This is a genomic window from Pseudomonas sp. LBUM920 (genome assembly GCF_003852315.1).
GTDB lineage: Bacteria > Pseudomonadota > Gammaproteobacteria > Pseudomonadales > Pseudomonadaceae > Aquipseudomonas.
In genome coordinates, this window is sequence record NZ_CP027762.1 from 3,419,785 (window position 1) to 3,440,105 (window position 20,321).

The window sequence follows — 20,321 nt, forward strand, 5'->3', positions numbered from 1 at the left end:
TTTGGTGTTGACCATCGGCATCGGCTTGCTGGCGACCATCTCGCCTGTGTGATTGCGTCACCGTCTGGGTATCGGCCGAGCTGCGCGCCGCCTGTGTGGCCAGCTCGCTGATGATCAGCGCAGTGGCCGGCCAACCCGTCCATGACTGAGTGGGTCGGCAATACTCGAACAGCGCCGCGACCACCGCTGCCGCTGGCGCCTCACCCTCGTCATAGCGGTCGCCGGCCCGCAGCTGCAACACCTGTGACGTCACCCGGCTCTGTCAACTCGCAAAGAGCATCGGGTACAGCGATACCACCAGCAACCCGGCCATCGACACGTTGAACAGACGCAACCAACGCGGTTCACGCAGCACAGTGCGCAGGCCAGTGCCGCAAACCACCCATACACACACGCTGGGCAAGTTGACCACCGCAAACACCAGGGCAATCACCAACACGTTGGTCACATAACCTTCGGCCGGCGTGTAGGTGGTGATCGCCCCCAACGCCATGATCCACGCCTTGGGATTGACCCATTGAAACGCCGCCGCCCCGAGGAAGGTCATGGGTTTGGCGTGTTCGTTGTTGCTCTCGGGCATGCCGCCCGAGGTTGCAATCTTCCACGCCAGGTACAACAAGTAAGCCGCGCCCACATACCGCAACAGGGTGTAGGCCCATGGAAATACCTTGAACACCTCGCCCAGACCCAGCCCCACCGAAATCACCAACAGCATAAAGCCGATGCTGATGCCCATCGCGTGGGGCATCGACCGGCGAAACCCGAAGTTCACGCCTGAAGCCAGCAGCATCGTGTTGTTGGGGCCAGGTGTGATCGAGGACACGAAGGCAAACAGCACAAAGGCTGAGAGCAGGCTGGTAGACATGAACATGGCGCGGCATCCCGACGGCGGTGGTATGCCTGCGACAGTAATCGGTTGCAGCCCTGGCTGCCCCGTACAGCTAGGGGCGGATCGAGGAATACACTTTGGCTTTGTCGAGAAATTCGCGACAGTGCGCGACGGTCTGCTGCGTGGCCTCCACCATCGGCAAGTGGCCGATGCCTTCAAGAATTTCCAGGCGCGCATGCGGGATCCCCTCAAGCCAGGTTTGCGCGCTGGCAACGGGCACCATGCGGTCCTCCCGGCCCCACAGGATCAGGCTTGGCACGCGTACGTGCGGCAACCAGGGCTCCATGCGCGGGCTGTCGGAAAAGTTCGCGAAAATCTCCGCCAGCTCCGCGCGGCGCTTGATGTAGCTTTGCGCCTCGGCCGCCAATAACACTTCGGGGATGAAAGGCGGTGCCGCCATGGTCATGGCGAAAAACCGGTCGAATTGCTGACGGGTGCGAATCAGAAACGGGTTATCGCCACTATTGACCAACGCTTCGACTTCGTTGGGCTGCGGCAGATTCACGCCCGCGGCGCCAATCAAACCCAGCGACAGCACGCGTTCCGGATAATGAGTGGCCAACCAGCTGGCGACATACGCGCCCATGGAACTGCCAATAACGTGCACTTTGTCGACCTGGCAGGCGTCCAGCAGCGCCACCATGCGCCGCGCCTGGGCCGCGATGCTGTAGTCGCCGCCCGTCACAAAGGCAGTTTTACCGTGTCCGGCCAGATCCGGAATGATCACGCGGTAAGCATCGACAAAGTGCCGCGCAAACCCCAGCCAGACGCCCTTGTCGGCGCTGAAACCGTGCACCAGCAACAGCGCCGGCGCATGCGTGTCGCCCCCCTGATAAGTGGCGAGGGTCATGCCTTTGATCGGTACGTTGAGGGTCTTCAATCGAGACCGCCGCGCTTCTACCCAGGCGATGAGCGCAAACAGCACGTTGCCAACCCGGGGGTAGGTCCACCAGATCCACACGGGCACGAGGGCAAGTACGCCGACGATCACAAGCATCAAGGTTTCTCCGGCAGTGACGACTGGATTGCTTTCACTGACCGGTATAGTTGCTCACGTCGCTTGAATCTGGGCTGAACGCATCACAAAAGGCCAAGCCATGAGTGTCGGCACAGCGTTGTGGTTGAGTTGCGGGGACTGAATGACACTGACCGCCGGTCATGCACAAAACGGTCCCCACTGACGCACCGGGAACCGTTTTTGGCGTGGCTGACAACTTGCGGCCTCAGTTCTGCGGCCGTTGTTTGGTCGAGTCCAGTTCGGCTTTTTTAGCGGTGGAAATTTCAGTGATCTGCGCAGACTTTGCGATGGCCATGTCAAACGTGTCCTGCATGTTGGCGATAGCATCGGTCGCCGTGCCCTTCAGCCCGCCATTGGCCGCCCAGTCGAAGTTCCACACGCCGGACAGGTTATCGGCACCGGCCACGTCGTGGGTTTCGATGGCGGTGAATACATCGGGGTGTTTTTCCATGTACTTGGCAGCGTCGGAAACGTTCGCTGGCACCTTGCCTGAGGCATTGCTGGCCAGTTGCGACAGCTCCTGCTTGGTGATGGCCGACTTGCCGGTCTGGCGCATGTAATCGGCAATAACCTTGCTGGACTTGGCAATGTTCAACTTGTCGTCGAAAGACGACGGCGAGGACTTTGGCGTGTTCGACCCGCCAGACGCGGGCGTTACGGTAGTAGACATCGGCGCTGCTCCCTCAATGGAACGAATGAAATCGTCGTGCTGACGATACCCCGATGCGGACGTTAGCATGGGCAAAGGGCCATTCCCCATGCTTCACAACATTTCACAACGGCTGGCCGATTTTCGCAGCCTTTGGGCACAGGCCATCAGCGCAAAAGCGCGGCTGCAGATGCTCGTGTCGACACTGCGCAGCACCACAATCGCCGCCGCCCTTAACGCTGCATTCAGCCCTGACGCACATACGCGAACATGTGCGGTACATAGTCCGCTTTGCCCAGCGGCACGCCGTTATGGCGCAGGATGTTGTAGGCGGTCATCAGGTGAAAATAGAACTGCGGCGTGGCCCAATTGACGGCGTATTCGTTGCCGGTCATCTGGAAGGCGATATCACCGGGGAGTTCGATGGCGATGGATTCATCCGCACGACGCTCAATCACGCTGCGGTCAGCGCCGGTGAGCACTGCCAGCGTCTGGTCGATCAGTGCGAGCGCCTCAGCCATTGAGGCCGGGGCCTGCAGCGTCGACAGCGGATGCCCGCTTAGCCGCTCAACCGCCTCGCGCGCCTGGGTGCAGGCGTAGCGAACCTGGGTCGCCAGGGGGTGCATGTCGGGTGCCAGGCGTGAATCGAGAAGAACTTGCGGGTCGAAAGCCAGTGCTGCAGCGTGAGCGTCACCCTTGGAGAGCAGGCCTTTGAGCGAGTTCAGCATCTGGGCGAAGCAGGGAATGGTAATGGTATAGAGCGACATCGTTGCGTCCTTGTCTGGGGTTGAAAAAATCACATCACGTAGCGACCACGCCGCGTTGCTTGACCAGGCCTTCCAGGGTAAACCGGGCTTGCATCAGCACCACGTCGCGTACCAGTTCCATTTCCTTCTGGTTGACCTCGGCCCACTTCAACGCCTCGAGCAGCTTGGGTTTTTGCACCCGGAATGCCAGGCCTTGGGTGAACAGTGCCATCGAGTGAATCACGGTGCGCTCGTCCTCCACCGCAATACCGGCCAGGCGCGCGATCAGTTGGCGGATAACCCGGCCAATGCGCGCCTTGAAGCGATCCTCAAACGCTGTTGTCGCGCTTTCTGGGCACAGGCCGGCCTGGTGGCGGTCTAGAAACGTACGCCAGGCGGTGGTTTGCGGGCTGTCCTGGATGGTGGAAACCACCGTACCGAGGATACCCAGCGACACGTCGATCAGGGTTTTATCGTCCGAGGCCTGATCGGCCAACGCGCATTCGGCGGCCTCCACGCAAGGCGCCATCTTGCGCCACAGCAGTGCGATCAAGTGCTCGACACACTCCAGATAGATGCCTTCCTTGCCGTCAAAATAGTACTGAATCGCCGGGGCGTTGACGCCCGCGGCCGTGGCGATGTCGCGGGTCGACGCGCCGTCGTAGCCGCGCTCGCCAAATACCACGACCGCCGCGTCGACAATACGCGCGCGGGTTTCTTCACCACGCTGATAACCACCCTCGGCGGCAGGTTTATGTCGTGCCATGTGCAGCTCCTTTCGAATACCGGACCAAAATATACCAGTTGACAAAAATTCGCGAAAAATAGAATTTATTCCATCTGTTATAAATCTGGAGTGACCCGATGTCCGCTGCACCTCCCTCGCCTCAGGTCATTCCTGAAGACACCGTCAACCGTCAACGCGGCAAGGCTCGACGGATCCTCCTGACCATCGCCACCGTCGCACTTTTGGGTGCTGTGGGTTGGGCCGCCTGGTGGTGGCTCAGCGGACGTTTCATCCAGACCACCGACGACGCCTACCTGCAAGCCGACAGCATCAGCGTGGCGCCCAAGATCAGTGGCTACGTCGCCCAAGTGCTGGTCAGTGACAACCAGAACGTAAAGCGCGGCGACGTGCTGGTGCGCCTGGATGCGCGCAAATACCAGGCCGTCAGCGATGAAGCCTCGGCCACAATCGCCGCGCGCACGGCCGATTACGCCAAGGCCCAGGCCGACCTGGTGCAGCAGGACTCGACCATTGCCGAAGCGCGCGCGCAGTTGCAAGGCGCCGAGGCCGATGCGAAACACGCGCAGGCCGAAGTCGCGCGCTATGCCCCGCTGGCGCGTTCAGGTGCCGAGCCCGAAGAGCGCCTGGCGCAGCTCAATAACCAATTGGCCCAGGCCCGCAGCACCGTGGCAGCCAAACAGGCCGCCTTGCGTTCCAGTCAGACCCGCTACGGCACGCTTGAAGCGCAGCTCAAACAAGCCCAGGCGCAACTCGGCGTGGCCAAGGCCAGCGAGGCGCAGAGCCAGCTGGACGTGGATGACGCAGTGATTCGCAGCCCGCTGGACGGGCGCGTGGCCGACCGCGGCGTACGTGTCGGTCAATATGTGCAGCCCGGCACCCGCTTGCTGACCGTGGTGCCGATCAGCGCGATTTATCTGACCGCCAACTATAAGGAAACCCAGATCGGCGACATGCGCCCCGGCCAATCCGTCAGCGTGCACGTCGACGCGCTGCCAGGGCGTGATCTGCAGGGCCATATCGACAGCCTGTCCCCAGGCACCGGCGCGCAGTTCGCGCTGCTGCCGCCCTCGAATGCCACCGGCAACTTCACCAAAATCGTGCAGCGCGTACCCGTGCGCATCTCGCTGGACATACCCGATGAGGTGCGCGTGGCGTTGATGCCTGGTCTGTCGGCAACCGTTGACGTCGACACCCGCACCCCCGCCGCGGACGCCAACCATGGCTGAAGCACTGATGGCCGAGGTGGCCGCAGAAAAACCACGCAACGCCTCGCTGACCGACTGGATCGCCGTGGCTGCCGGCGCACTCGGCGCCTTGCTGGCGACGCTGGACGTGTCGATCACCAACTCGGCGCTGCCGCAGATTCAGGGGCAAATCGGCGCAACCGGCACCGAAGGCACGTGGATCGCCACGGGCTATCTGATGTCGGAAATCGTCATGATCCCCCTCGCCGCCTGGCTGACTCGCGTATTCGGCCTGCGCCGGTTCCTGATCGGCACGGCCTTGATGTTCACGGCGTTTTCGATGTTCTGTGGCCTGTCCTCCAGCCTCGGCGCCATGATCGCCGGGCGCATCGGCCAGGGGTTCGCCGGCGGCGCGATGATTCCCACCGCGCAAACCATCGTGCGCACGCGCCTGCCGCCGCACCAACTGGCCATCGGCACCACGATGTTTGGCATGACCGTGATCCTCGGCCCCTTGCTTGGCCCGGTCATCGGCGGCTGGCTCACGGAAAACATCAACTGGCGGTGGTGCTTCTTTCTCAATCTGCCCATCAGCATCGCTCTGATCACGCTGCTGATCACCGGCCTGCCAAGCGAGCGCATGAACCTGCAACGCTTCATCAGTGCCGACTGGTTGGGCATCCTCGGCCTGGCCATGGGCCTGAGTTCGCTGACGGTGGTACTGGAAGAAGGCCAGCGTGAGCATTGGTTCGACTCGCTGCTGATCACGTGGCTGAGCATCGCCACGGTGATCGGCTTTTTCCTGATTGCGGTCGGGCAGTTGCGCTCGAGTACGCCGATCGTGCGACTGCAACTGGTGCTGAACAAAAGCTTTGGCAGCGTGCTGTTGATCGGTACCGCCGTGGGCGCCGGGATTTATGGCACGGCGTATCTGGTGCCGCAGTTCCTGGGCATCCTCTCGGGCTACAACGCGCAGCAGTCCGGCGCGATCATGTTGCTGTCGGGGATACCGGCGTTTTTGCTTATGCCCATTTTGCCGCGCATGCTCGGCCGTTATGACCTGCGCTGGATGGTCGGTGCCGGCCTGTTGCTGTATTGGGCCAGCTGCTTTGTCGACACCCAACTCACCGCCGAGAGTGTCGGGCACGACTTTGTCTGGTCGCAGCTATTGCGTGGTTTTGGGCAGATTCTGGTGATGATGCCGCTCAGCCAACTGTCGATGCGTTCGGTCGAGACCCGTGACGCCGGGGACGCCGCCGGGCTTTACAACATGTCGCGCAACCTGGGCGGCACCATCGGCCTGGCCTTGCTCGGCGTGCTGATGGACCGGCGCAGCCACTTTCATGACGACAGGCTGCGCGAAGGCATCCAGGCCAACAGCCAGTTGGCGCAGGACCACATGGCGAGCCACACCGCCAGCTACCTCGCGCAAACCGGCGATGCCTCGACGTCGCAAGCGCAGGCGTTCGCACAACTTGCCAATGACATTGCGCAACAAGCCTCGGTGATGGCCTACAACGACTCGTTTTATGTACTGGGACTCGCGATGCTGGCGTGCCTGCCCCTGATCTTCATCCTGAAAAAGCGCACGGTACAACGATGATTCCTCGCACCCTTCCCCTCTTGCTGACCGTCGGCCTGTTGTCGGCCTGCACCGTCGGCCCGAACTACCACGGTGCCCCCGACGTCGCGCCAAAGACCCTGGCGGCTGGGCACCTGCCGCACGCTGACAGCGCATCGGCAAGCGCTCCCGGTGTCGCGCAGTGGTGGCGAACCCTGGGCGACGCGCAATTGAACCAGCTGGTGGAGCAAGCCCTGCAAAACAGCCCGGACATTGCCACGGCACAGGCGCGCGTCAAGCAGTCCCGCGCAAGCCTCAGCGGCGCGCAAGCCAACGCGATGCCCAAGGTCACCGGGGACGCCGCGATGCTCAAACTGCGCTCCCCGGACACCTCCGCGCTGGGTGGCAGCAATGGCGGTGGCCGAGGCCCGTTGAGCCTGTACCTCGCCGGTTTCGATGCCAGTTGGGAGGCCGACCTGTTTGGCGGCACACGCCGTGCAGTCGAAGCCGCCCAGGCAGAGGCCGACGCCTCCCAGGCCCGGTTGGCTGACGCCCAAGTGCAACTGGCTGCCGAAACAGTGCAGGCCTACACCGACCTGCGCGACCAGCAAGCACGCCTGGCACTGGTCGACGCCAGCGTCGGCATCGAAAACCAGGCCCTGGACCTCACCCAGCAACGGCGCGAACGCGGCGTGGCCTCGCAACTGCAACTGGAGCAGGTACTGACACAGGCCCAAAACACCCAGGCCCAACGCCTGCCGCTGCAAGCCGCCATCGTCGAATCGCTCGACCAGCTTGGCCTGCTCTGCGGCCTGGAACCCGGCGAGCTGGACAGCCAACTGGCCACCGCGCGGCCGCTGCCTGCTATCCCGGAGGCGGTGCCGGTCGCCGACCCGGCCGCGCTATTGAAGGCCCGCCCGGACATCCGCATCGCCGAACGCCAACTGGCATCGAGCAATGCCCAGATTGGCGAGAAGACCGCAGACTGGTTTCCCAAACTGAGCTTGATGGGCGACCTGTCGTTCTCGGCCGGTGACCCTGGGCACCTTGCACGCAAGGACAACGGCACCTGGTTGATCCTGCCTCGGATCACCTGGAACGCGCTGGATTTCGGCCGTGTTGCCGCCAGCGTCAAAGGGGCAGAGGCTGGACGTGACGAGGCCCTGGCCAACTATAAAAGCGTGGTGTTGAGTGCCTTGCGCGATGCCGACGTGGCGTTGGCGCGTTACGGGCACCAGCGCCAGAACGTGCTGCTGTTGCGCGCGGTGGAATCTTCCGCAGTGCGTGCAGCCGACCTGACGCGTCAGCGTTACCGTGCAGGTACCGCGAGTACGCTGGATTGGCTGGATGCGGAGCGCACGCGCTATCAGGCGCAAGAAAGCCGGATCTCCGCGGACGCAGAGTTGCTGAAGGATTTTGCGTCGTTGCACAAGGCGCTGGGGCTGGGATGGACACGGTGAACAGTCGATTGGCGGCAAATCAACTACCATGAGCCTTCCTTCATGGCTACCGGCTTGCATCCGATGAGAGACTTACCGCCCACCGCCACCTTGCGCGCCTTTGAGGTTGCCACGCGGCATGCCACCCAAAGTGCTGTCAGCCATCAGTTAAAACACCTTGAAGCGATTTGGGGTTTGGAGCTTTTTCAGCGCGGCAAGTCGCTGACGTTGACACCCGCCGGCGCCGCGCTAGCGCCGATCGTGCGTGAGTTTTTCATGAACCTGCAAGCCACCCTGGCTGACCTTCGGGAACACAAAGGCCGGGTGCGCCTCAAGGTCAGCACCACTTACTCCTTTGCGCTCAAATGGCTGCTTCCCAGGTTGCCGAGTCTGTCGCAGCAGCACCCGGAAATTCTGATTACGCTTGAGACCAGCGACAAAGCCATCACGTTTTCCAGCAGTGAGTCTGACGTGGCGATCCGCCTGGGCAATGGTAATTATCCGGGCCTGCATTCGGAGTTTCTGCTCAGGGAACAGATTTTCCCCGTGGCCAGCCCCGATCTCCTGCACCGCTTTGGCCTGCCACAGACGCCTGCGCAGTTATTGCGTTACCCATTGCTGACGCGCGATGGCGCAGACCTGGTGCCGAAGTGGGAGGCCTGGTTCCAGCATGTCGGCACGGGCATCGCGGCGCTCAAGGAAAGTGTGCGCTTTGCAGACACCAATATGACCATCGAGGCTGCGCTGTTGGGCCAGGGCGTCGCGCTTGCCCGCAGCGGGCATGTCGAAGCGCAGATCCGCGACGGCAGTTTGGTCAGGCTGTTTGATGTGCCGTTCGACTCCCCGGTGGCCTACTACTTTGTCTGCCCAAAAGGCATCGAATCACAGCCCCACGTCGTCAGTTTTCGTCACTGGCTGATGGAAGCGTCACAGCAGGCACAACTGAGCTATCGCTAAAGCATGAGCGTTTGCTCATGCCTGGATGAGAGGACTTCGCTTTAGTGCAGGCGCGCCGTTGCTTAGGATGGCGCATGCCTTTTCATATTGTTTTGCTGATTCTGTTCGCCGCCCTCCTGCACGCCAGCTGGAACGCGCTGCTGCGCGGCGGCGCCGACAGGTTGTGGTCGATGACGGTGATGTGCCTGGCGGTGGCCACTGCCAGCGCGCTCATCGCGCCGTTGGTGACGCCGCCCGCGCGGGCCAGTTGGTGCTATGCCGGCCTCTCGGCGGTGCTGCATGTGGGCTATAACCTGTTTCTGGTTCGCAGCTACAAGGTTGGCGACCTGGGGCAAACCTACCCGATTTCCCGCGGTGCCTCGCCTATCCTGATCGCCCTCAGCGCTGCGTTTTTTGTCGGGGAAGCAGTCACCGGCGTGGCGCTGCTGGGCATTGCGCTGGTGTCTGGCGGCATCGTTTCCCTGGCGTTCAACAACCGCAGGCTTGCCGTTCCCAGCCTGCCGTACGCATTAGGCACTGGGATTTTTATTGCGGCTTACAGCGTGACCGACGGTATTGGCGCACGGCTGTCTGGCGCGCCTTTGGCGTATACCGTATGGATGTGCGCGTTGTGGGGCGTGTTGATGCCTCTGGTGTATATCGGTTTACGTGGGACGCGCAGTTTGTTCAGCTCGCGACCCGGTGTCGCGACAGCCTTGGGCGGCGGGCTGGTCTCGCTGCTGGCCTACGCGATCATTATCTACGCGATGTCCTATGCGCCCATGGGCGCGGTGTCTGCATTGCGCGAAACCAGCGTGTTGTTTGCCGCGCTGATCGGTTATTGGTTTCTCGGCGAGGCCTTCACGCTGCGCAAGTTTCTGGCCTGCGCAGTGATTGCGCTCGGCGCTGTACTTATCGGCTGAGGCCGTCCATGGCTGTTACACAGTGAGGTTTACGCGTTATGAGCACCCTTCTCCAGGCCCCTGTCATCCTGATTACCGGTGGCAGCCGCGGCGTCGGTGCGGCCACCGCGCGACTGGCCGCCGCGCGCGGCTACGATGTCGCGATCAGCTACGTGTCCGACGAGGCCGCCGCTCTGGCCGTGGCGAATGACGTGAAAGCCGCCGGACGGCGAGCGCTGGCGGTACGCGCCGATAGCGCAGAGCCAGAGCAGGTCGCGGCGCTATTCGCCGCGATTGACCGCGAGTTCGGCCGTGTCGACGTGTTGGTCAACAACGCGGGCATACTCGGACCACAATCGCGCCTCGAAGACCTCGACTTTGCACGCATGCAGCGCATCTTCGCGGTCAATGCCATCGGCCCGATGCTGTGCGCGCAACAAGCGGTCAAACGCATGTCCCATCGCCATAACGGCCGCGGCGGCGTTGTTATCAATGTATCCTCGGGCGCGGCCCGGCTCGGCAGTCCGAACGAATATATCGACTACGCTGCCTCAAAAGGCGCCCTGGAGACGTTCACCATCGGCTTCGCCAAAGAAGTCGCGCGAGACGGCATCCGCGTCAACTGCATCCGCCCCGGCCATATCTACACCGACATGCACGCCAGCGGCGGAGAGCCGGGTCGGGTCGATCGGGTCAAGGACTCGATCCCCATGGGCCGCGGCGGACAACCCGAAGAAGTTGCGCGGGCTATCCTGTGGCTGGCGAGCGATGAAGCGTCGTTCATTACCGGGACGTTTCTTGACGTCACCGGGGGCAAGTAAGGGCAGGACGCACGGTTTTTTTGAGGCATTTGGGTAATCCCCCAGACCTGGCTGAAAGTGGGATGGGGGTTAATGGATTGGACTTCAAGCAACATCAGGTAGGCAGGCAGATGGAAGAATTGATGCAGGGGCTCGATGGGCTCAGGACTGCGCAGCAAGAACTGTTTTATGACCTTGAAGATGCGGCCGCCGTTATCGGCTGGTCAGTGGTTGAACTGACGGCCCTGGCCGGCACTGGCAGGACGCCGGCCGAAGCGGTGGCGCTGATGAAAATATGTGCGTTGCTGACGGCTCAGCAGGGGAAAATTGGCCTGTATGCAGATGAGGTCAAAGCGCAGCGCATCACCAGGTCCGAGGTCGGGGCTTGATCGGTGCTCAACGCGCAGGAACCGGCCCATCAGTCGAGGATGACATCGCCGCCCTCGGCCTTTAAACGAGCGAGGTTGTCCTTCATCTGCTGCAACCGCTCCGGCGAATGCCCTTGCCACTGGGTCACTTCGGCAACGACCCGCAGTGGCTCGCAGGAGCGATAGGACAGCGTCGGATTGCCGGGAAACTTCTTATCCGTCACGTTGGGGTCGTCCACGATCGGGCCCGTGGGCTCTACGACATAAATGCGTTCGCGCTCATGACCTAGCGCCAGTTCGGCGCCCCAGATAGCGGCGTCCAGCGTGCCCGCAAAATAAACCCAGGACAGCGCTCGCCCTTCGGTGAAATTGGACGGATAACCGACGCGGATCATGTCTCCGGGCTTGAGGTCAGCGCGAGTGCCGTGAAAGTACTGTCGTATAAACATGCCGGCGGCGTTTGACATGGGCTTGTTACTCCAAGAATGCGTGGTGCCAGGCCGCCTGTCTGCAGCGCAAGGCATGCCCCTCTTGTAACTGACTGTCGAACCCCTAGGCAACCTTACGAGGGCAGGCGAGCCCCCTGCCGTCAGCCTTGCAATGCAGATAATCGCGCCACAGCCTGAATGCCCGTTGCTGCCTGGCAAATGCCGCCTGCCACTCTTCGCCGCCGATTTGCTCGACGGGCGTCGCCATCATCTGCTCCGTTGCAAGGTCCAGTTCTTCTACGAGCTGACGCCCGTTAGGCATATCCAAAATTAGAGATCGCATAGCTACCTGTCTTATTTGTTCTGTAAGTCGACCTCTGTATCCCTTTGATAGTGCGCGGGTTCCGACGAACGGTTACATTCTCTTACAGGTTTAACTGCCATTGCTTACAGACGATGACGGTGCGGGGTCGACCCCCGGCGAGACACACAGACAAGTAATGGAGACTGAGAGACAAGAGATTTCTCTCTGGAATTATTTGTAACATTTTATAATTAACGCTGGTTAACAGCCGTCGCGAACCAACAGCGCAGGTTGATAACGTGCGCTGTCAGACGACGATAGCTGAACCGCACAAGCGCTTAATTCACGTGTTATAGGCAAAAGGATAAGGGACATGTCACTGCACAAGTTATTTGCACTGGTCATCACTGTGGCATTGCTGGGCGGCTGCAATGCGCTCGCAGGCAAGACCAACATGTTGAGCGATGATGACGTGAAATCGCAAAGCGCCGGCGCACTGGGCTACGCCCCTGCGGACCTGACTATTGTCAATCGCCAAACCCAGGGCACCAATACCTACGTATTGCTGAAAACCAACGACAACAAGCAATTCAACTGCATCATCAACGGCGGCAATATCTTGACCTTCGGCATGTCCAACCCGCCCTCTTGCGCGAAAAAAGGCGAGCAGGTAAAGAGCGGGCCGTTTGGCGGATAACTGTCACGCCAACATCGCAGGGCGTGATCAACTCGGCTCTCACTGTCAGCTTTTATATGGTCGAACTTCGGTATAAATCGAGTCATGTACTGCAATGACTGAAAAGGGAACGGACCTATGGAATTGAATAGATCCGTTCCTTTTTTACGCTGGAAGTTGAACCGCGTTGTTATCAGATGACGGTTACTCAATGTCTTCGTGAATAACCGCGCCTGCGCGGCGCAATTCATCCAGATACGCCTCGGCGTCCTCAAGCAGCTCGGGCATATACAGTCCGGCGGAAAAGGGAGAACCGCCGTTGAGGCCCAGCACGGCTGACAGCGAAAGCACCACGCTCAGTCCGGTGAGCGACGCTTGGCCATGCCTGAACTCAAGGGTAGCGCGTGACCGTCGTGGCCGCCCCTCAGCCTCGCCCTCGATCTCGACGATGATCTCTGCCGCCACTGCGTCACCGCGACGACGGCTCGATGATTCGCCACTCGCCAGGTCAAAGCGAATATCCGGCGCGCCCGTGGCGGCGTAGAGGCTGATAATGTCGAACGGAGAGTACGCGTCAGCCGCAAGCTCCCGACCGTCAATGGCCTTGATCCTGGCTTTGGCGGCGTCACCGGACACCCAGGACCGCTTCCCGCCTGTGAACACCAACGCGGCAGGCGCCGCCGCACTCAGCCGCTGCATATCTTCCAGCGCCAGTGGGCCTGCAGCGTCTTGTTCATCCAGTACAACCCCGATCCTGATGGATCGCACGCGCTCGAAGCCTTTTACACCGTGCAGCGCAATAAACACCGCGACCCCGGCGCCCCATTGACTGGCAAGGACCACGGGCGCCGCCGTCGCACGGTGCGCGAACAGCGCCATCTCCGGCCCTACCTCTACCAGCCCGTTGCCGATGTTCAGGTACGCAATGCCCAAGTCCTGCGCATAGCGCAAACCCCGGAGTCCATCATCAGGTGCCAGCATGACCACCGCCGCTAATGCGACGCCGTCATCAAAGCCCAGGCGAGGCTTATCAAGGTCGATTGCCACCGCGTGGGCAGCACCCGCCTCCCGCGCAACCTCGCGCGCCGCATCCAAATTGCGGCCGCCCACCAGTAAGGGCATACCGGGCTGGCGCTCACGAAACCACCGGATGGCAGCACGCCCAACGATGCCCGACCCACCGGCAAACAGTATGTGTTTTGTCGTCATCGACCTGTCCTCTGTCTAGCCCGAAAAAGGCGCAATCGAGACCAGCAGCTATCGCCCCAGAGGTGCACCCGGCTACGCAAACAGCGCACACAGCGTCGATGAAGAAAACCGACACACGTCACAGCACCTCAGCATTGCGTCGATAGGGTAGTGACGGACAGGGTAATTTGTAGGTTCCAAAAACTTTGTAAGGCATGGGATGCGGTAGCATCACGCCACAAGAACCGGATGACAGGCTGAGCGCAGTCAATTTGAGGGCAATAAAAAACCCCGTAGACGTTAATCTACAGGGTTTCTAAGAGTGGAGGCCGAGGTCGGAATCGAACCGGCGTAGGCGGATTTGCAATCCACGAAAATACTTCTATTAATCAATCAATTACGTCGAATTCAATTCCGCATTACGAATATTTAATCGGCCTCAGAGCCCTCTAAAATCGGGCTACTCTGCATCGGTTGCGGAATGGATTCTGCGCATCGTAGCCTACTGTTGAATAGTCGATCCGATGATGGATTGGAACTGCTAATCCTACAGACATTGTAATACGTGCCCTGTAGCGCACGATAAAAACCCCGTACCACTTTCGTACCACTCCCCTCCTGAAATAGCCATCGCCTGGCCGACAAAACCACATCCGTAAGGCACGGTGCTTATCGCCAATGCCTGTCGCTCCAATCCCAACATCCCCTTCAAACGTCACCATCTGACGCTGTGTGGGTATCCATGACCCATTTGGGTATACCTAAAAAGCACAAGCATCAAGAGTATCCAGAATACGGAGAGGAATAACTTTTCAAAGTCCAAGCAAAAAAAAACCCAGCTTGAGCTGGGTTTTTTTGCAGACCTAAATATCACTCAACGTATACTTATTCTCAACCATGAATGCTGGCGCATTCCAGTTTGGGCCTTTTCTTATTCCTCCATCAACATGTTCAACCACCCCTTCGAGCTCCATACTTTCAATAAGCTTCAAAAGCTCTAAGTTATTTGAAATATTGGCCCACCCATTCCTGCTGTAGAGTCGATCAAGCATTGGATACGAAATTGGTTTGTTTCTTACAATAAAAAGAACTACATCCCTTGGTGCTTCAGCGACTACCACGTTATTAATGTTACTCATTTTACTCTCCATATACTTGTTTAATTTCTGCAGCAATGGCTTCAGGCGTATAGAATAAATCGTCAGCATCCCTCAGCTTATAGTCTTCTAAGGTTGCAGCATGAGCATTATTCCAAACATTTCCTTCTACCCCATCAGCTACCCCGAGCGCCCTGTAACGTTCTAACTCTCGCATTTCATGGGTGTAAAATCGTTTATCAACATCCGTAACAGGGATCTGACCACTTAGTATCTTTTCTAGCCGTTCAATCATAATCTTATTAGCATCAGAAGGTACGAATCGTGACGTATGCAATTTAACCAGATCAATACCTTCCTGAGTCACCGTTGCCGTTGCCCAATCAAGATCTTGGGTTGGACCTCCGGCTTTATCAGGATTGTACATCCGTCCGCTGTGTACACCTTTAGTGGTAGCACCTTCGTACGGACTACTAAATACCGCATAAATCGGCGGCAAACCCGAATCCGCGGGGTAAACATAAATAGCGTCTCGGATGCTCAATTGGCTGGCAATCGGAAACGGCTCAGCTTTGACGTCAATTGGGGTCAGAGTGATGCCTGTGTATACCGGAGTCTCCACCGGCTGTGCCGGAGTTGCCGTTGAGCTATTTCCTGGTACTGCAATAGGGAATGCCAGGGTGATCGGCGGTGTATCGGTTGTAGTAAACGTATAGGCGTTGGCCACAGGATCAAGCACCAATGCCCTTACCGGAACAGTGGGGGCTAGTCCACCAGTGACCTGGGTGGCCACTACCGAATACTTCGATTGATCACCATAAAGCCGATATAGCACATCAACCGTCCCACCAGCCGCCGCTACCTCGAGAAGATTATCAGGCAGGCTAGGCGCCAGTTCCTTAGCGGGCAGATCCAGCATTGTCGCGGGCAGCTCCCCGTTGCCAAGGGACTCTGAATACGTCAAAGCTCCAATACCGACTGCCGTGGCTGCACTCACAACTGTACTCAGCGCTACCTTAGCCGCTTGAATCGCCGCCTCCAACGTAACGCCTGAACCTGCCGTGACGGCAATGGAGCCTGCAGCCGTACTCAGCTGCATAGCACCGGCTGCGGGAAGCCTGAACGTGTGAGCTGCTTTAAGTGCTGCGGCTTCAGCAGCTACCCTAGCAGCCTCAGCTGCTGCCGCCTCATCGGCAATACGTTTGGCCTCAGCGTCTGCACGTGCTTGGTTAGCCTGTGCTTGAAGATTCTGCTTCAGGACATTTAAATAATCGATCTCCCGATTGATATATTTTGCAGCATACGCAGCCTCAAGTGAAGTGTACCATTCTTTATAATTTTTATCTGGAGGGTAGTTTGTCTTGCTCCCGCTGATTGCATCTTTAATAAATTGCATAGTCGGGAAACGAAAGAAGTCTCCATAGTAGTACTTATCAGCAATCGCTTTTTGAGCAGCAGCAGCCTGTGATTTTTGAGTGATTAGCGTATCCACCGAACGAATATGCTGTTCGATTTTCTCGACTTCGCTCGCGGGACTGCCTTCATTTTGTTCTATTGCGGTAATGCTTTTTGCAATAGATTCGGGCATCGACTGAAGATTCGTTGCAAAGCTCGCCTCTTGATCCTTAACATTTTGGGAAATAATGGGGGGTATGTGCTAAGTATATAAGTACGCGTTGCAACGTTAATTAGCTGTCCAGTGTGACTATGTGAGAAATCACTGTCACCACCTCCGCCTCCGAATGTCTGTGGTTCATATTTATTAATAGCGTTGATTTCAATTTCTGGAAGATAAAGCGTGTCGCCAATCATAGGCATAGTGAATTTCCTTTTCGCTATATTCAGTACGATAGCTCTCATATTTCAGTAAAGTGAACGGCTGATTACCCCATCACCTTACTACCCTCTGACGAACGGCTTCGGCTCTGAAGCTCTCTGTTTCTGAAAAGCTCAACGAACAAAAATCCCCGTCTGCTGCACTCTTCATCATGCCGCACACATACTGTATGCATATACAGCAAAAACCGCAACAAAAAAATGCATTTATGCATATCCAGACTGGCAAACGGGGGATATCGGGGTCAGACCACAATATCTAACGTACTGGCCTCCCTCCGATCCCGACGCATTCCACACGAAGCAATGTGCAACGCGAGGTGGTGAGAAGCGCACAAGCCCATCCCATACCCTAGACCCATCCCTGATAAACTGCGCCCCATTCGCCTCGCTGACTCAGACCCCCCAATACCCCTACAAACCGCTCCCCTCTCCCGCCGCTTCTCCGTCGCCCCGATGATGCTCATTCAGGACGGCCCACGCATCAAACAATCAGTATCTATGCGATTACGCTCTACTTTCCCTACAGCGGACAAAGTACAGGGCTCTCTACGTAGCAGTTGCTTGTAGCTCCAATCCCAGCACTCCTGACAAGCGCATCATAGCGGTGATGGATTGGACATAGCCCTCCTCAAAACCACCGCCAGCTATGCTTAGCTGGCATTGAGCGGCTGGTCTCGTAGCAATTTCTAAGCAAGCATAAATTTGGTAGGCCCCTGCTATCCTTAACCTTTTTCGATGAGATAGAACACATGTCAGGGGAATACTCACTCCCGGATTTGCTTGAACGAATGTCCGAGAATCAGCTCGCGTTAGAAACAGCTCTGATGGAATTGGCCCTTCAAAGCGAAAAGCAAGGCCTGAATGAGGTTGGTAATAACGTACGTGGCGCGCTATTCGTGATCGGCGAAAACGCTGGGCACATCAAGCAGGGCCTGGCGAAGCTACTAACCAATCGTCTTTGACAAAGCACACGCCGATGATGCTGGAGTATTTCGGACCTTAAGCCAGAATCCCATGTATTTACGGGGGCTCAGCGCATAGCTACGCAGCATGCACAAACGCATGAATGTGAAAAACCAGGGAGCTGATTTATTGCTGCCGGTGCAATCCAGGGATGTTTGATGCTCAGAACAGTCCTCCCAATGCGGCGGGCTCCCAGTTCATAATCACTAGCTCGCCACTCACCTCAGCCTTTCCCTGACGCTGATTGGTATTGCAATAGCGGATATCGAGCGTCTCAAAGTGAAAGCCGTCAAACACCCGTCGGATGTCTGGGTGATCGTTGATGCTAACCATGACCTTCCCTTTGCAGCGCCGCATGAAGTCGGCCATGCGCTCGTAATTCTCAAATGGAAAGTCCACGCCATAGCCGGCGGTCTGCCAGTAAGGAGGATCCATGTAGTGGAACGTATGGGCACGGTCGTAGCGCTCGGCACATTCAAGCCAGCCTAGGTTTTCAACGTAAGTGCCGGATAAACGCTCCCACGCTGCAGACAGGTTTTCCTCGATCCGCAGCAGGTTTATGGCTGGGCCGGTAGTTGCAGTGCCGAACGTCTGCCCGGTCACTTTGCCGGCGAAGGCATGGTGCTGCAGGTAAAAGAATCGGGCGGCGCGCTGGATGTCGGTGAGGGTTTCCGGGCGGGTCATCTTCTGCCACTCGAACACCTGCCGGGAGCTGAGCGCCCACTTGAACTGGCGCACGAATTCTTCCAGGTGGTTCTGCACGACGCGGTAAAGCGTCACCAGATCGCCGTTGATGTCATTGAGGACTTCAACTGGCGCGGCCTGGGGACGCATGAAGTAGAGCGCGGCGCCGCCGGCAAATACTTCAACGTAGCATTCGTGAGGTGGGAAGAGCGGGATAAGGCGGTCGGCCAGGCGGCGTTTGCCGCCCATCCAAGGGATGATGGGTGTGGACATATAAAAGCAAGACCTTTGCTGTATAGATAAACAGTGCTAGGCTCGCTCCGCTTTGTGCACGAAGCAGGAGCCTTGGCTGGACTTGCAGGGACGTTCTGCGGGGAAGGTGGCCGGGTTGGATGTTGACGCATCCTGCCCGGCCGCTCCTTTTTACTTCGGTGTAGAAACTTCTTTTGCGTAGGCCTGACAGGCCCGCAGGGCGATCAACCCTCGGTCGCCGGCATCGGTGATTCCGATAACTCGTTGAGCATGCGCTGGGTCAAGTTGGGCTCTTGTGGGGCCATGAACCACGCGGCCGGTGACGGTGGTGGTTGGCACTGAACAGCTGCCGGTGGTTTCGGTGGCGGCGAGTACGACTGACAGCCGCAGATCAGCAGTAGCCAGCCGATCACGCAGACGAGCCTGCTTGATTTGCTCATCGGTCAATTCCTTGTAGTGGGTTTCGTCTTTGTGACGCAGGCGGAGCTCTAGGGCAAGACGCTTGTCCTGCTCTGTACGCAGCTGAGCAGCAGACGCTTGGGATATTTCGTTGAGGGTGTCCGCCTGCAGCCGGGCTTGCCGCTCCAGCACGCTGCCATAACGCCAGTTCTGAGCAGTCCAGGCCAATGCTGCAGATCCTGCGACCACCACCACTAACAGCAAGCTGATAGCGGCGATACGGAACTGCGCCGGGATCAGATCGAAGAGACGCATAACACCGCCCTCGCCCTGGCCCACAACTGCAGCCGATCCTCCAGGCCATTAAGGCCGCCGTTGATTCGGCGAGTGATCGTGTTGAACTGGTCCTGATCCGCGAGCGCATTCAGCCCGTTTACAGACCAGAACCATGCGGCAGACTCTGCGGCCCACTGGGGCAGTTCGAGTAATTCAGGCGTACGCAGCAATCGCTCATCGCCGAACAGTGCCAGGCTGCAGCGCAGGTAGTTGTCGTGGCCGGTGACTTGAATCAACCCACGACCGCGATACCGCTGACCATCGCCGTCGGCCGCGGGCGTATTGCCAAGCTTGGCAGCCAGGGCGCCAGTGTCGTATTTGCTCAGGTACTGATCGCCGCCCAATTCGCGGACGTACTGCAGCTGACCAGACTCGTGTCCCACCTGGGCGAGGAATGCCGCCTGGCGCTTCGGCGTATCGATCTTACGGTTGATCATGGCTGCGTTCAGTACAGGAACAAAAACGCCGGCTTTGCGGCCGGCGTTCGGGAGGATTTGCAGTAACTGATGTTCGGTGATTGGCATGGCTTTCTCCATTCAAAAAACCGATGAGCGAACTCTGACGGTTGTTTCATTTTTTTTTCAACTTTGAGAAGATCACCCTCGCTACTAATGGCAGTAAGCCTTTATTGCTAGCGTGAGGACAGGAGGCTTTATGGAGCAAATTCGGCTGAACAAGGCTCTATTATCATTGAGTGCAGAGTTTCAAACCGGGGCTTCCCTAGTTGATATTCAATCTAGCGTTCATGATTTTGAAGCAGTGAAAAACCTTGGGGAGTGCGGACTGCTAAATTGCAAAGTTGCCCTCCTTGATCATGGGCAATATTGCATAACATGGACGTCAAAACTCCCTTTCACCTCGTCGGGACATACGCAAATTACTCGCATTAAAGCGAGTCTTGACAGCTCGTTTAGC

Annotated in this window: 21 protein-coding genes; 9 read left to right on the top strand and 12 right to left on the bottom strand. The window is 58.4% G+C overall.

The window, feature by feature from the left end; genetic code table 11:
* Nucleotides 1-262: 262 nt before the first annotated feature.
* The 5 genes from C4J83_RS15875 to C4J83_RS15895 form a co-directional block, all read right to left on the bottom strand.
* A complete protein-coding gene (locus C4J83_RS15875) occupies nucleotides 263-871 on the bottom strand; it encodes a LysE family translocator (protein WP_119740197.1) in 609 nt (202 codons plus the stop codon).
* A 70-nt stretch (nucleotides 872-941) separates the two neighbouring features.
* Nucleotides 942-1,886, bottom strand: a complete 945-nt coding sequence (locus tag C4J83_RS15880) for an alpha/beta fold hydrolase (protein ID WP_124417554.1) — start codon at nucleotides 1,884-1,886, stop codon at nucleotides 942-944.
* Nucleotides 1,887-2,112: 226 nt separating this feature from the next.
* Nucleotides 2,113-2,577, bottom strand: a complete 465-nt coding sequence (locus C4J83_RS15885; RefSeq protein WP_106579097.1) for a hypothetical protein — start codon at nucleotides 2,575-2,577, stop codon at nucleotides 2,113-2,115.
* A gap of 224 nt (nucleotides 2,578-2,801) precedes the next feature.
* Complete coding sequence (locus C4J83_RS15890; RefSeq protein ID WP_124417555.1) at nucleotides 2,802-3,323, bottom strand: DUF1993 domain-containing protein; 522 nt, start codon at nucleotides 3,321-3,323, stop codon at nucleotides 2,802-2,804.
* Nucleotides 3,324-3,357: 34 nt separating this feature from the next.
* Nucleotides 3,358-4,068 (bottom strand): CerR family C-terminal domain-containing protein, encoded by a 711-nt coding sequence (locus tag C4J83_RS15895; RefSeq protein WP_124417556.1) that lies wholly within the window; start codon nucleotides 4,066-4,068, stop codon nucleotides 3,358-3,360.
* A gap of 98 nt (nucleotides 4,069-4,166) precedes the next feature.
* Between C4J83_RS15895 and C4J83_RS15900 the strand changes: the two genes are divergently transcribed.
* The 7 genes from C4J83_RS15900 to C4J83_RS15930 all read left to right on the top strand — a co-directional run bounded on the left by C4J83_RS15900 (nucleotide 4,167) and on the right by C4J83_RS15930 (nucleotide 11,261).
* Nucleotides 4,167-5,276 carry an HlyD family secretion protein gene (locus C4J83_RS15900; protein WP_119740189.1) on the top strand — a complete coding sequence of 370 codons (1,110 nt, stop codon included), beginning with the start codon at nucleotides 4,167-4,169 and terminating at the stop codon, nucleotides 5,274-5,276.
* Nucleotides 5,269-6,837: a DHA2 family efflux MFS transporter permease subunit gene (locus C4J83_RS15905; RefSeq protein ID WP_124417557.1), complete on the top strand. Its 1,569-nt coding sequence runs from the start codon at nucleotides 5,269-5,271 to the stop codon at nucleotides 6,835-6,837. The genes C4J83_RS15900 and C4J83_RS15905 overlap by 8 nt, the downstream gene beginning before the upstream one ends.
* Nucleotides 6,834-8,255, top strand: coding sequence for an efflux transporter outer membrane subunit (locus tag C4J83_RS15910; protein ID WP_124417558.1), 1,422 nt, complete (start codon nucleotides 6,834-6,836; stop codon nucleotides 8,253-8,255). Before C4J83_RS15905 ends, C4J83_RS15910 begins: the two co-directional genes overlap by 4 nt.
* Nucleotides 8,256-8,318: 63 nt before the next feature.
* Nucleotides 8,319-9,191, top strand: coding sequence for a LysR substrate-binding domain-containing protein (locus C4J83_RS15915; protein ID WP_124418877.1), 873 nt, complete (start codon nucleotides 8,319-8,321; stop codon nucleotides 9,189-9,191).
* Between the two features lie 74 nt (nucleotides 9,192-9,265).
* A complete protein-coding gene (locus tag C4J83_RS15920) occupies nucleotides 9,266-10,093 on the top strand; it encodes an EamA family transporter (protein WP_124417559.1) in 828 nt (275 codons plus the stop codon).
* A 38-nt stretch (nucleotides 10,094-10,131) separates the two neighbouring features.
* Entirely contained in the window at nucleotides 10,132-10,893 is a 762-nt protein-coding gene (locus C4J83_RS15925) for an SDR family oxidoreductase (protein ID WP_124417560.1), read from the top strand.
* Between the two features lie 110 nt (nucleotides 10,894-11,003).
* Nucleotides 11,004-11,261, top strand: a complete 258-nt coding sequence (locus C4J83_RS15930) for a hypothetical protein (protein WP_119740826.1) — start codon at nucleotides 11,004-11,006, stop codon at nucleotides 11,259-11,261.
* Between the two features lie 29 nt (nucleotides 11,262-11,290).
* Here C4J83_RS15930 and arr read toward each other — a convergent pair whose 3' ends face one another.
* Nucleotides 11,291-11,707: an NAD(+)--rifampin ADP-ribosyltransferase gene (arr, locus tag C4J83_RS15935; RefSeq protein WP_119740178.1), complete on the bottom strand. Its 417-nt coding sequence runs from the start codon at nucleotides 11,705-11,707 to the stop codon at nucleotides 11,291-11,293.
* Between the two features lie 638 nt (nucleotides 11,708-12,345).
* On the opposite strand from arr, the gene C4J83_RS15950 reads away from it, so the two are divergent.
* A complete protein-coding gene (locus tag C4J83_RS15950; protein ID WP_124417561.1) occupies nucleotides 12,346-12,669 on the top strand; it encodes a hypothetical protein in 324 nt (107 codons plus the stop codon).
* Between the two features lie 183 nt (nucleotides 12,670-12,852).
* Here C4J83_RS15950 and C4J83_RS15955 read toward each other — a convergent pair whose 3' ends face one another.
* The 3 genes from C4J83_RS15955 to C4J83_RS15965 form a co-directional block, all read right to left on the bottom strand.
* Nucleotides 12,853-13,857, bottom strand: a complete 1,005-nt coding sequence (locus tag C4J83_RS15955; RefSeq protein ID WP_124417562.1) for a hypothetical protein — start codon at nucleotides 13,855-13,857, stop codon at nucleotides 12,853-12,855.
* Nucleotides 13,858-14,699: 842 nt separating this feature from the next.
* Nucleotides 14,700-14,975 (bottom strand): hypothetical protein, encoded by a 276-nt coding sequence (locus tag C4J83_RS15960; RefSeq protein ID WP_124417563.1) that lies wholly within the window; start codon nucleotides 14,973-14,975, stop codon nucleotides 14,700-14,702.
* A 1-nt stretch (nucleotide 14,976) separates the two neighbouring features.
* Complete coding sequence (locus C4J83_RS15965) at nucleotides 14,977-16,521, bottom strand: S-type pyocin domain-containing protein (RefSeq protein ID WP_124417564.1); 1,545 nt, start codon at nucleotides 16,519-16,521, stop codon at nucleotides 14,977-14,979.
* A 1,000-nt stretch (nucleotides 16,522-17,521) separates the two neighbouring features.
* Between C4J83_RS15965 and C4J83_RS15970 the strand changes: the two genes are divergently transcribed.
* Nucleotides 17,522-17,734, top strand: a complete 213-nt coding sequence (locus C4J83_RS15970) for a hypothetical protein (protein WP_124417565.1) — start codon at nucleotides 17,522-17,524, stop codon at nucleotides 17,732-17,734.
* A gap of 163 nt (nucleotides 17,735-17,897) precedes the next feature.
* On the opposite strand, the gene C4J83_RS15975 is transcribed toward C4J83_RS15970, so the two are convergent.
* From C4J83_RS15975 to C4J83_RS15985, 3 genes are all read right to left on the bottom strand, one after another.
* Complete coding sequence (locus C4J83_RS15975) at nucleotides 17,898-18,692, bottom strand: DNA adenine methylase (RefSeq protein WP_124417566.1); 795 nt, start codon at nucleotides 18,690-18,692, stop codon at nucleotides 17,898-17,900.
* Nucleotides 18,693-18,842: 150 nt separating this feature from the next.
* Complete coding sequence (locus C4J83_RS15980; protein WP_124417567.1) at nucleotides 18,843-19,385, bottom strand: lysis system i-spanin subunit Rz; 543 nt, start codon at nucleotides 19,383-19,385, stop codon at nucleotides 18,843-18,845.
* A complete protein-coding gene (locus tag C4J83_RS15985; RefSeq protein ID WP_124417568.1) occupies nucleotides 19,367-19,930 on the bottom strand; it encodes a glycoside hydrolase family 19 protein in 564 nt (187 codons plus the stop codon). Before C4J83_RS15985 ends, C4J83_RS15980 begins: the two co-directional genes overlap by 19 nt.
* Between the last annotated feature and the right edge of the window lie 391 nt (nucleotides 19,931-20,321).

Excerpts from the sequence above, each read along its gene's own strand:
- C4J83_RS15915 (WP_124418877.1), top strand. The coding sequence starts at position 8,319 with ATGAGAGACTTACCGCCCACCGCCACCTTGCGCGCCTTTGAGGTTGCC.
- C4J83_RS15900 (WP_119740189.1), top strand. The coding sequence starts at position 4,167 with ATGTCCGCTGCACCTCCCTCGCCTCAGGTCATTCCTGAAGACACCGTC.
- C4J83_RS15950 (WP_124417561.1), top strand. The coding sequence starts at position 12,346 with ATGTCACTGCACAAGTTATTTGCACTGGTCATCACTGTGGCATTGCTG.
- C4J83_RS15895 (WP_124417556.1), bottom strand. The coding sequence starts at position 4,068 with ATGGCACGACATAAACCTGCCGCCGAGGGTGGTTATCAGCGTGGTGAA.
- C4J83_RS15930 (WP_119740826.1), top strand. The coding sequence starts at position 11,004 with ATGGAAGAATTGATGCAGGGGCTCGATGGGCTCAGGACTGCGCAGCAA.
- C4J83_RS15910 (WP_124417558.1), top strand. The coding sequence starts at position 6,834 with ATGATTCCTCGCACCCTTCCCCTCTTGCTGACCGTCGGCCTGTTGTCG.
- C4J83_RS15970 (WP_124417565.1), top strand. The coding sequence starts at position 17,522 with ATGTCAGGGGAATACTCACTCCCGGATTTGCTTGAACGAATGTCCGAG.
- C4J83_RS15920 (WP_124417559.1), top strand. The coding sequence starts at position 9,266 with ATGCCTTTTCATATTGTTTTGCTGATTCTGTTCGCCGCCCTCCTGCAC.
- C4J83_RS15890 (WP_124417555.1), bottom strand. The coding sequence starts at position 3,323 with ATGTCGCTCTATACCATTACCATTCCCTGCTTCGCCCAGATGCTGAAC.
- C4J83_RS15925 (WP_124417560.1), top strand. The coding sequence starts at position 10,132 with ATGAGCACCCTTCTCCAGGCCCCTGTCATCCTGATTACCGGTGGCAGC.
- arr (WP_119740178.1), bottom strand. The coding sequence starts at position 11,707 with ATGTCAAACGCCGCCGGCATGTTTATACGACAGTACTTTCACGGCACT.
- C4J83_RS15960 (WP_124417563.1), bottom strand. The coding sequence starts at position 14,975 with ATGAGTAACATTAATAACGTGGTAGTCGCTGAAGCACCAAGGGATGTA.
- C4J83_RS15905 (WP_124417557.1), top strand. The coding sequence starts at position 5,269 with ATGGCTGAAGCACTGATGGCCGAGGTGGCCGCAGAAAAACCACGCAAC.
- C4J83_RS15875 (WP_119740197.1), bottom strand. The coding sequence starts at position 871 with ATGTTCATGTCTACCAGCCTGCTCTCAGCCTTTGTGCTGTTTGCCTTC.
- C4J83_RS15955 (WP_124417562.1), bottom strand. The coding sequence starts at position 13,857 with ATGACGACAAAACACATACTGTTTGCCGGTGGGTCGGGCATCGTTGGG.
- C4J83_RS15965 (WP_124417564.1), bottom strand. The coding sequence starts at position 16,521 with ATGCCCGAATCTATTGCAAAAAGCATTACCGCAATAGAACAAAATGAA.
- C4J83_RS15885 (WP_106579097.1), bottom strand. The coding sequence starts at position 2,577 with ATGTCTACTACCGTAACGCCCGCGTCTGGCGGGTCGAACACGCCAAAG.
- C4J83_RS15985 (WP_124417568.1), bottom strand. The coding sequence starts at position 19,930 with ATGCCAATCACCGAACATCAGTTACTGCAAATCCTCCCGAACGCCGGC.
- C4J83_RS15980 (WP_124417567.1), bottom strand. The coding sequence starts at position 19,385 with ATGCGTCTCTTCGATCTGATCCCGGCGCAGTTCCGTATCGCCGCTATC.
- C4J83_RS15880 (WP_124417554.1), bottom strand. The coding sequence starts at position 1,886 with ATGCTTGTGATCGTCGGCGTACTTGCCCTCGTGCCCGTGTGGATCTGG.
- C4J83_RS15975 (WP_124417566.1), bottom strand. The coding sequence starts at position 18,692 with ATGTCCACACCCATCATCCCTTGGATGGGCGGCAAACGCCGCCTGGCC.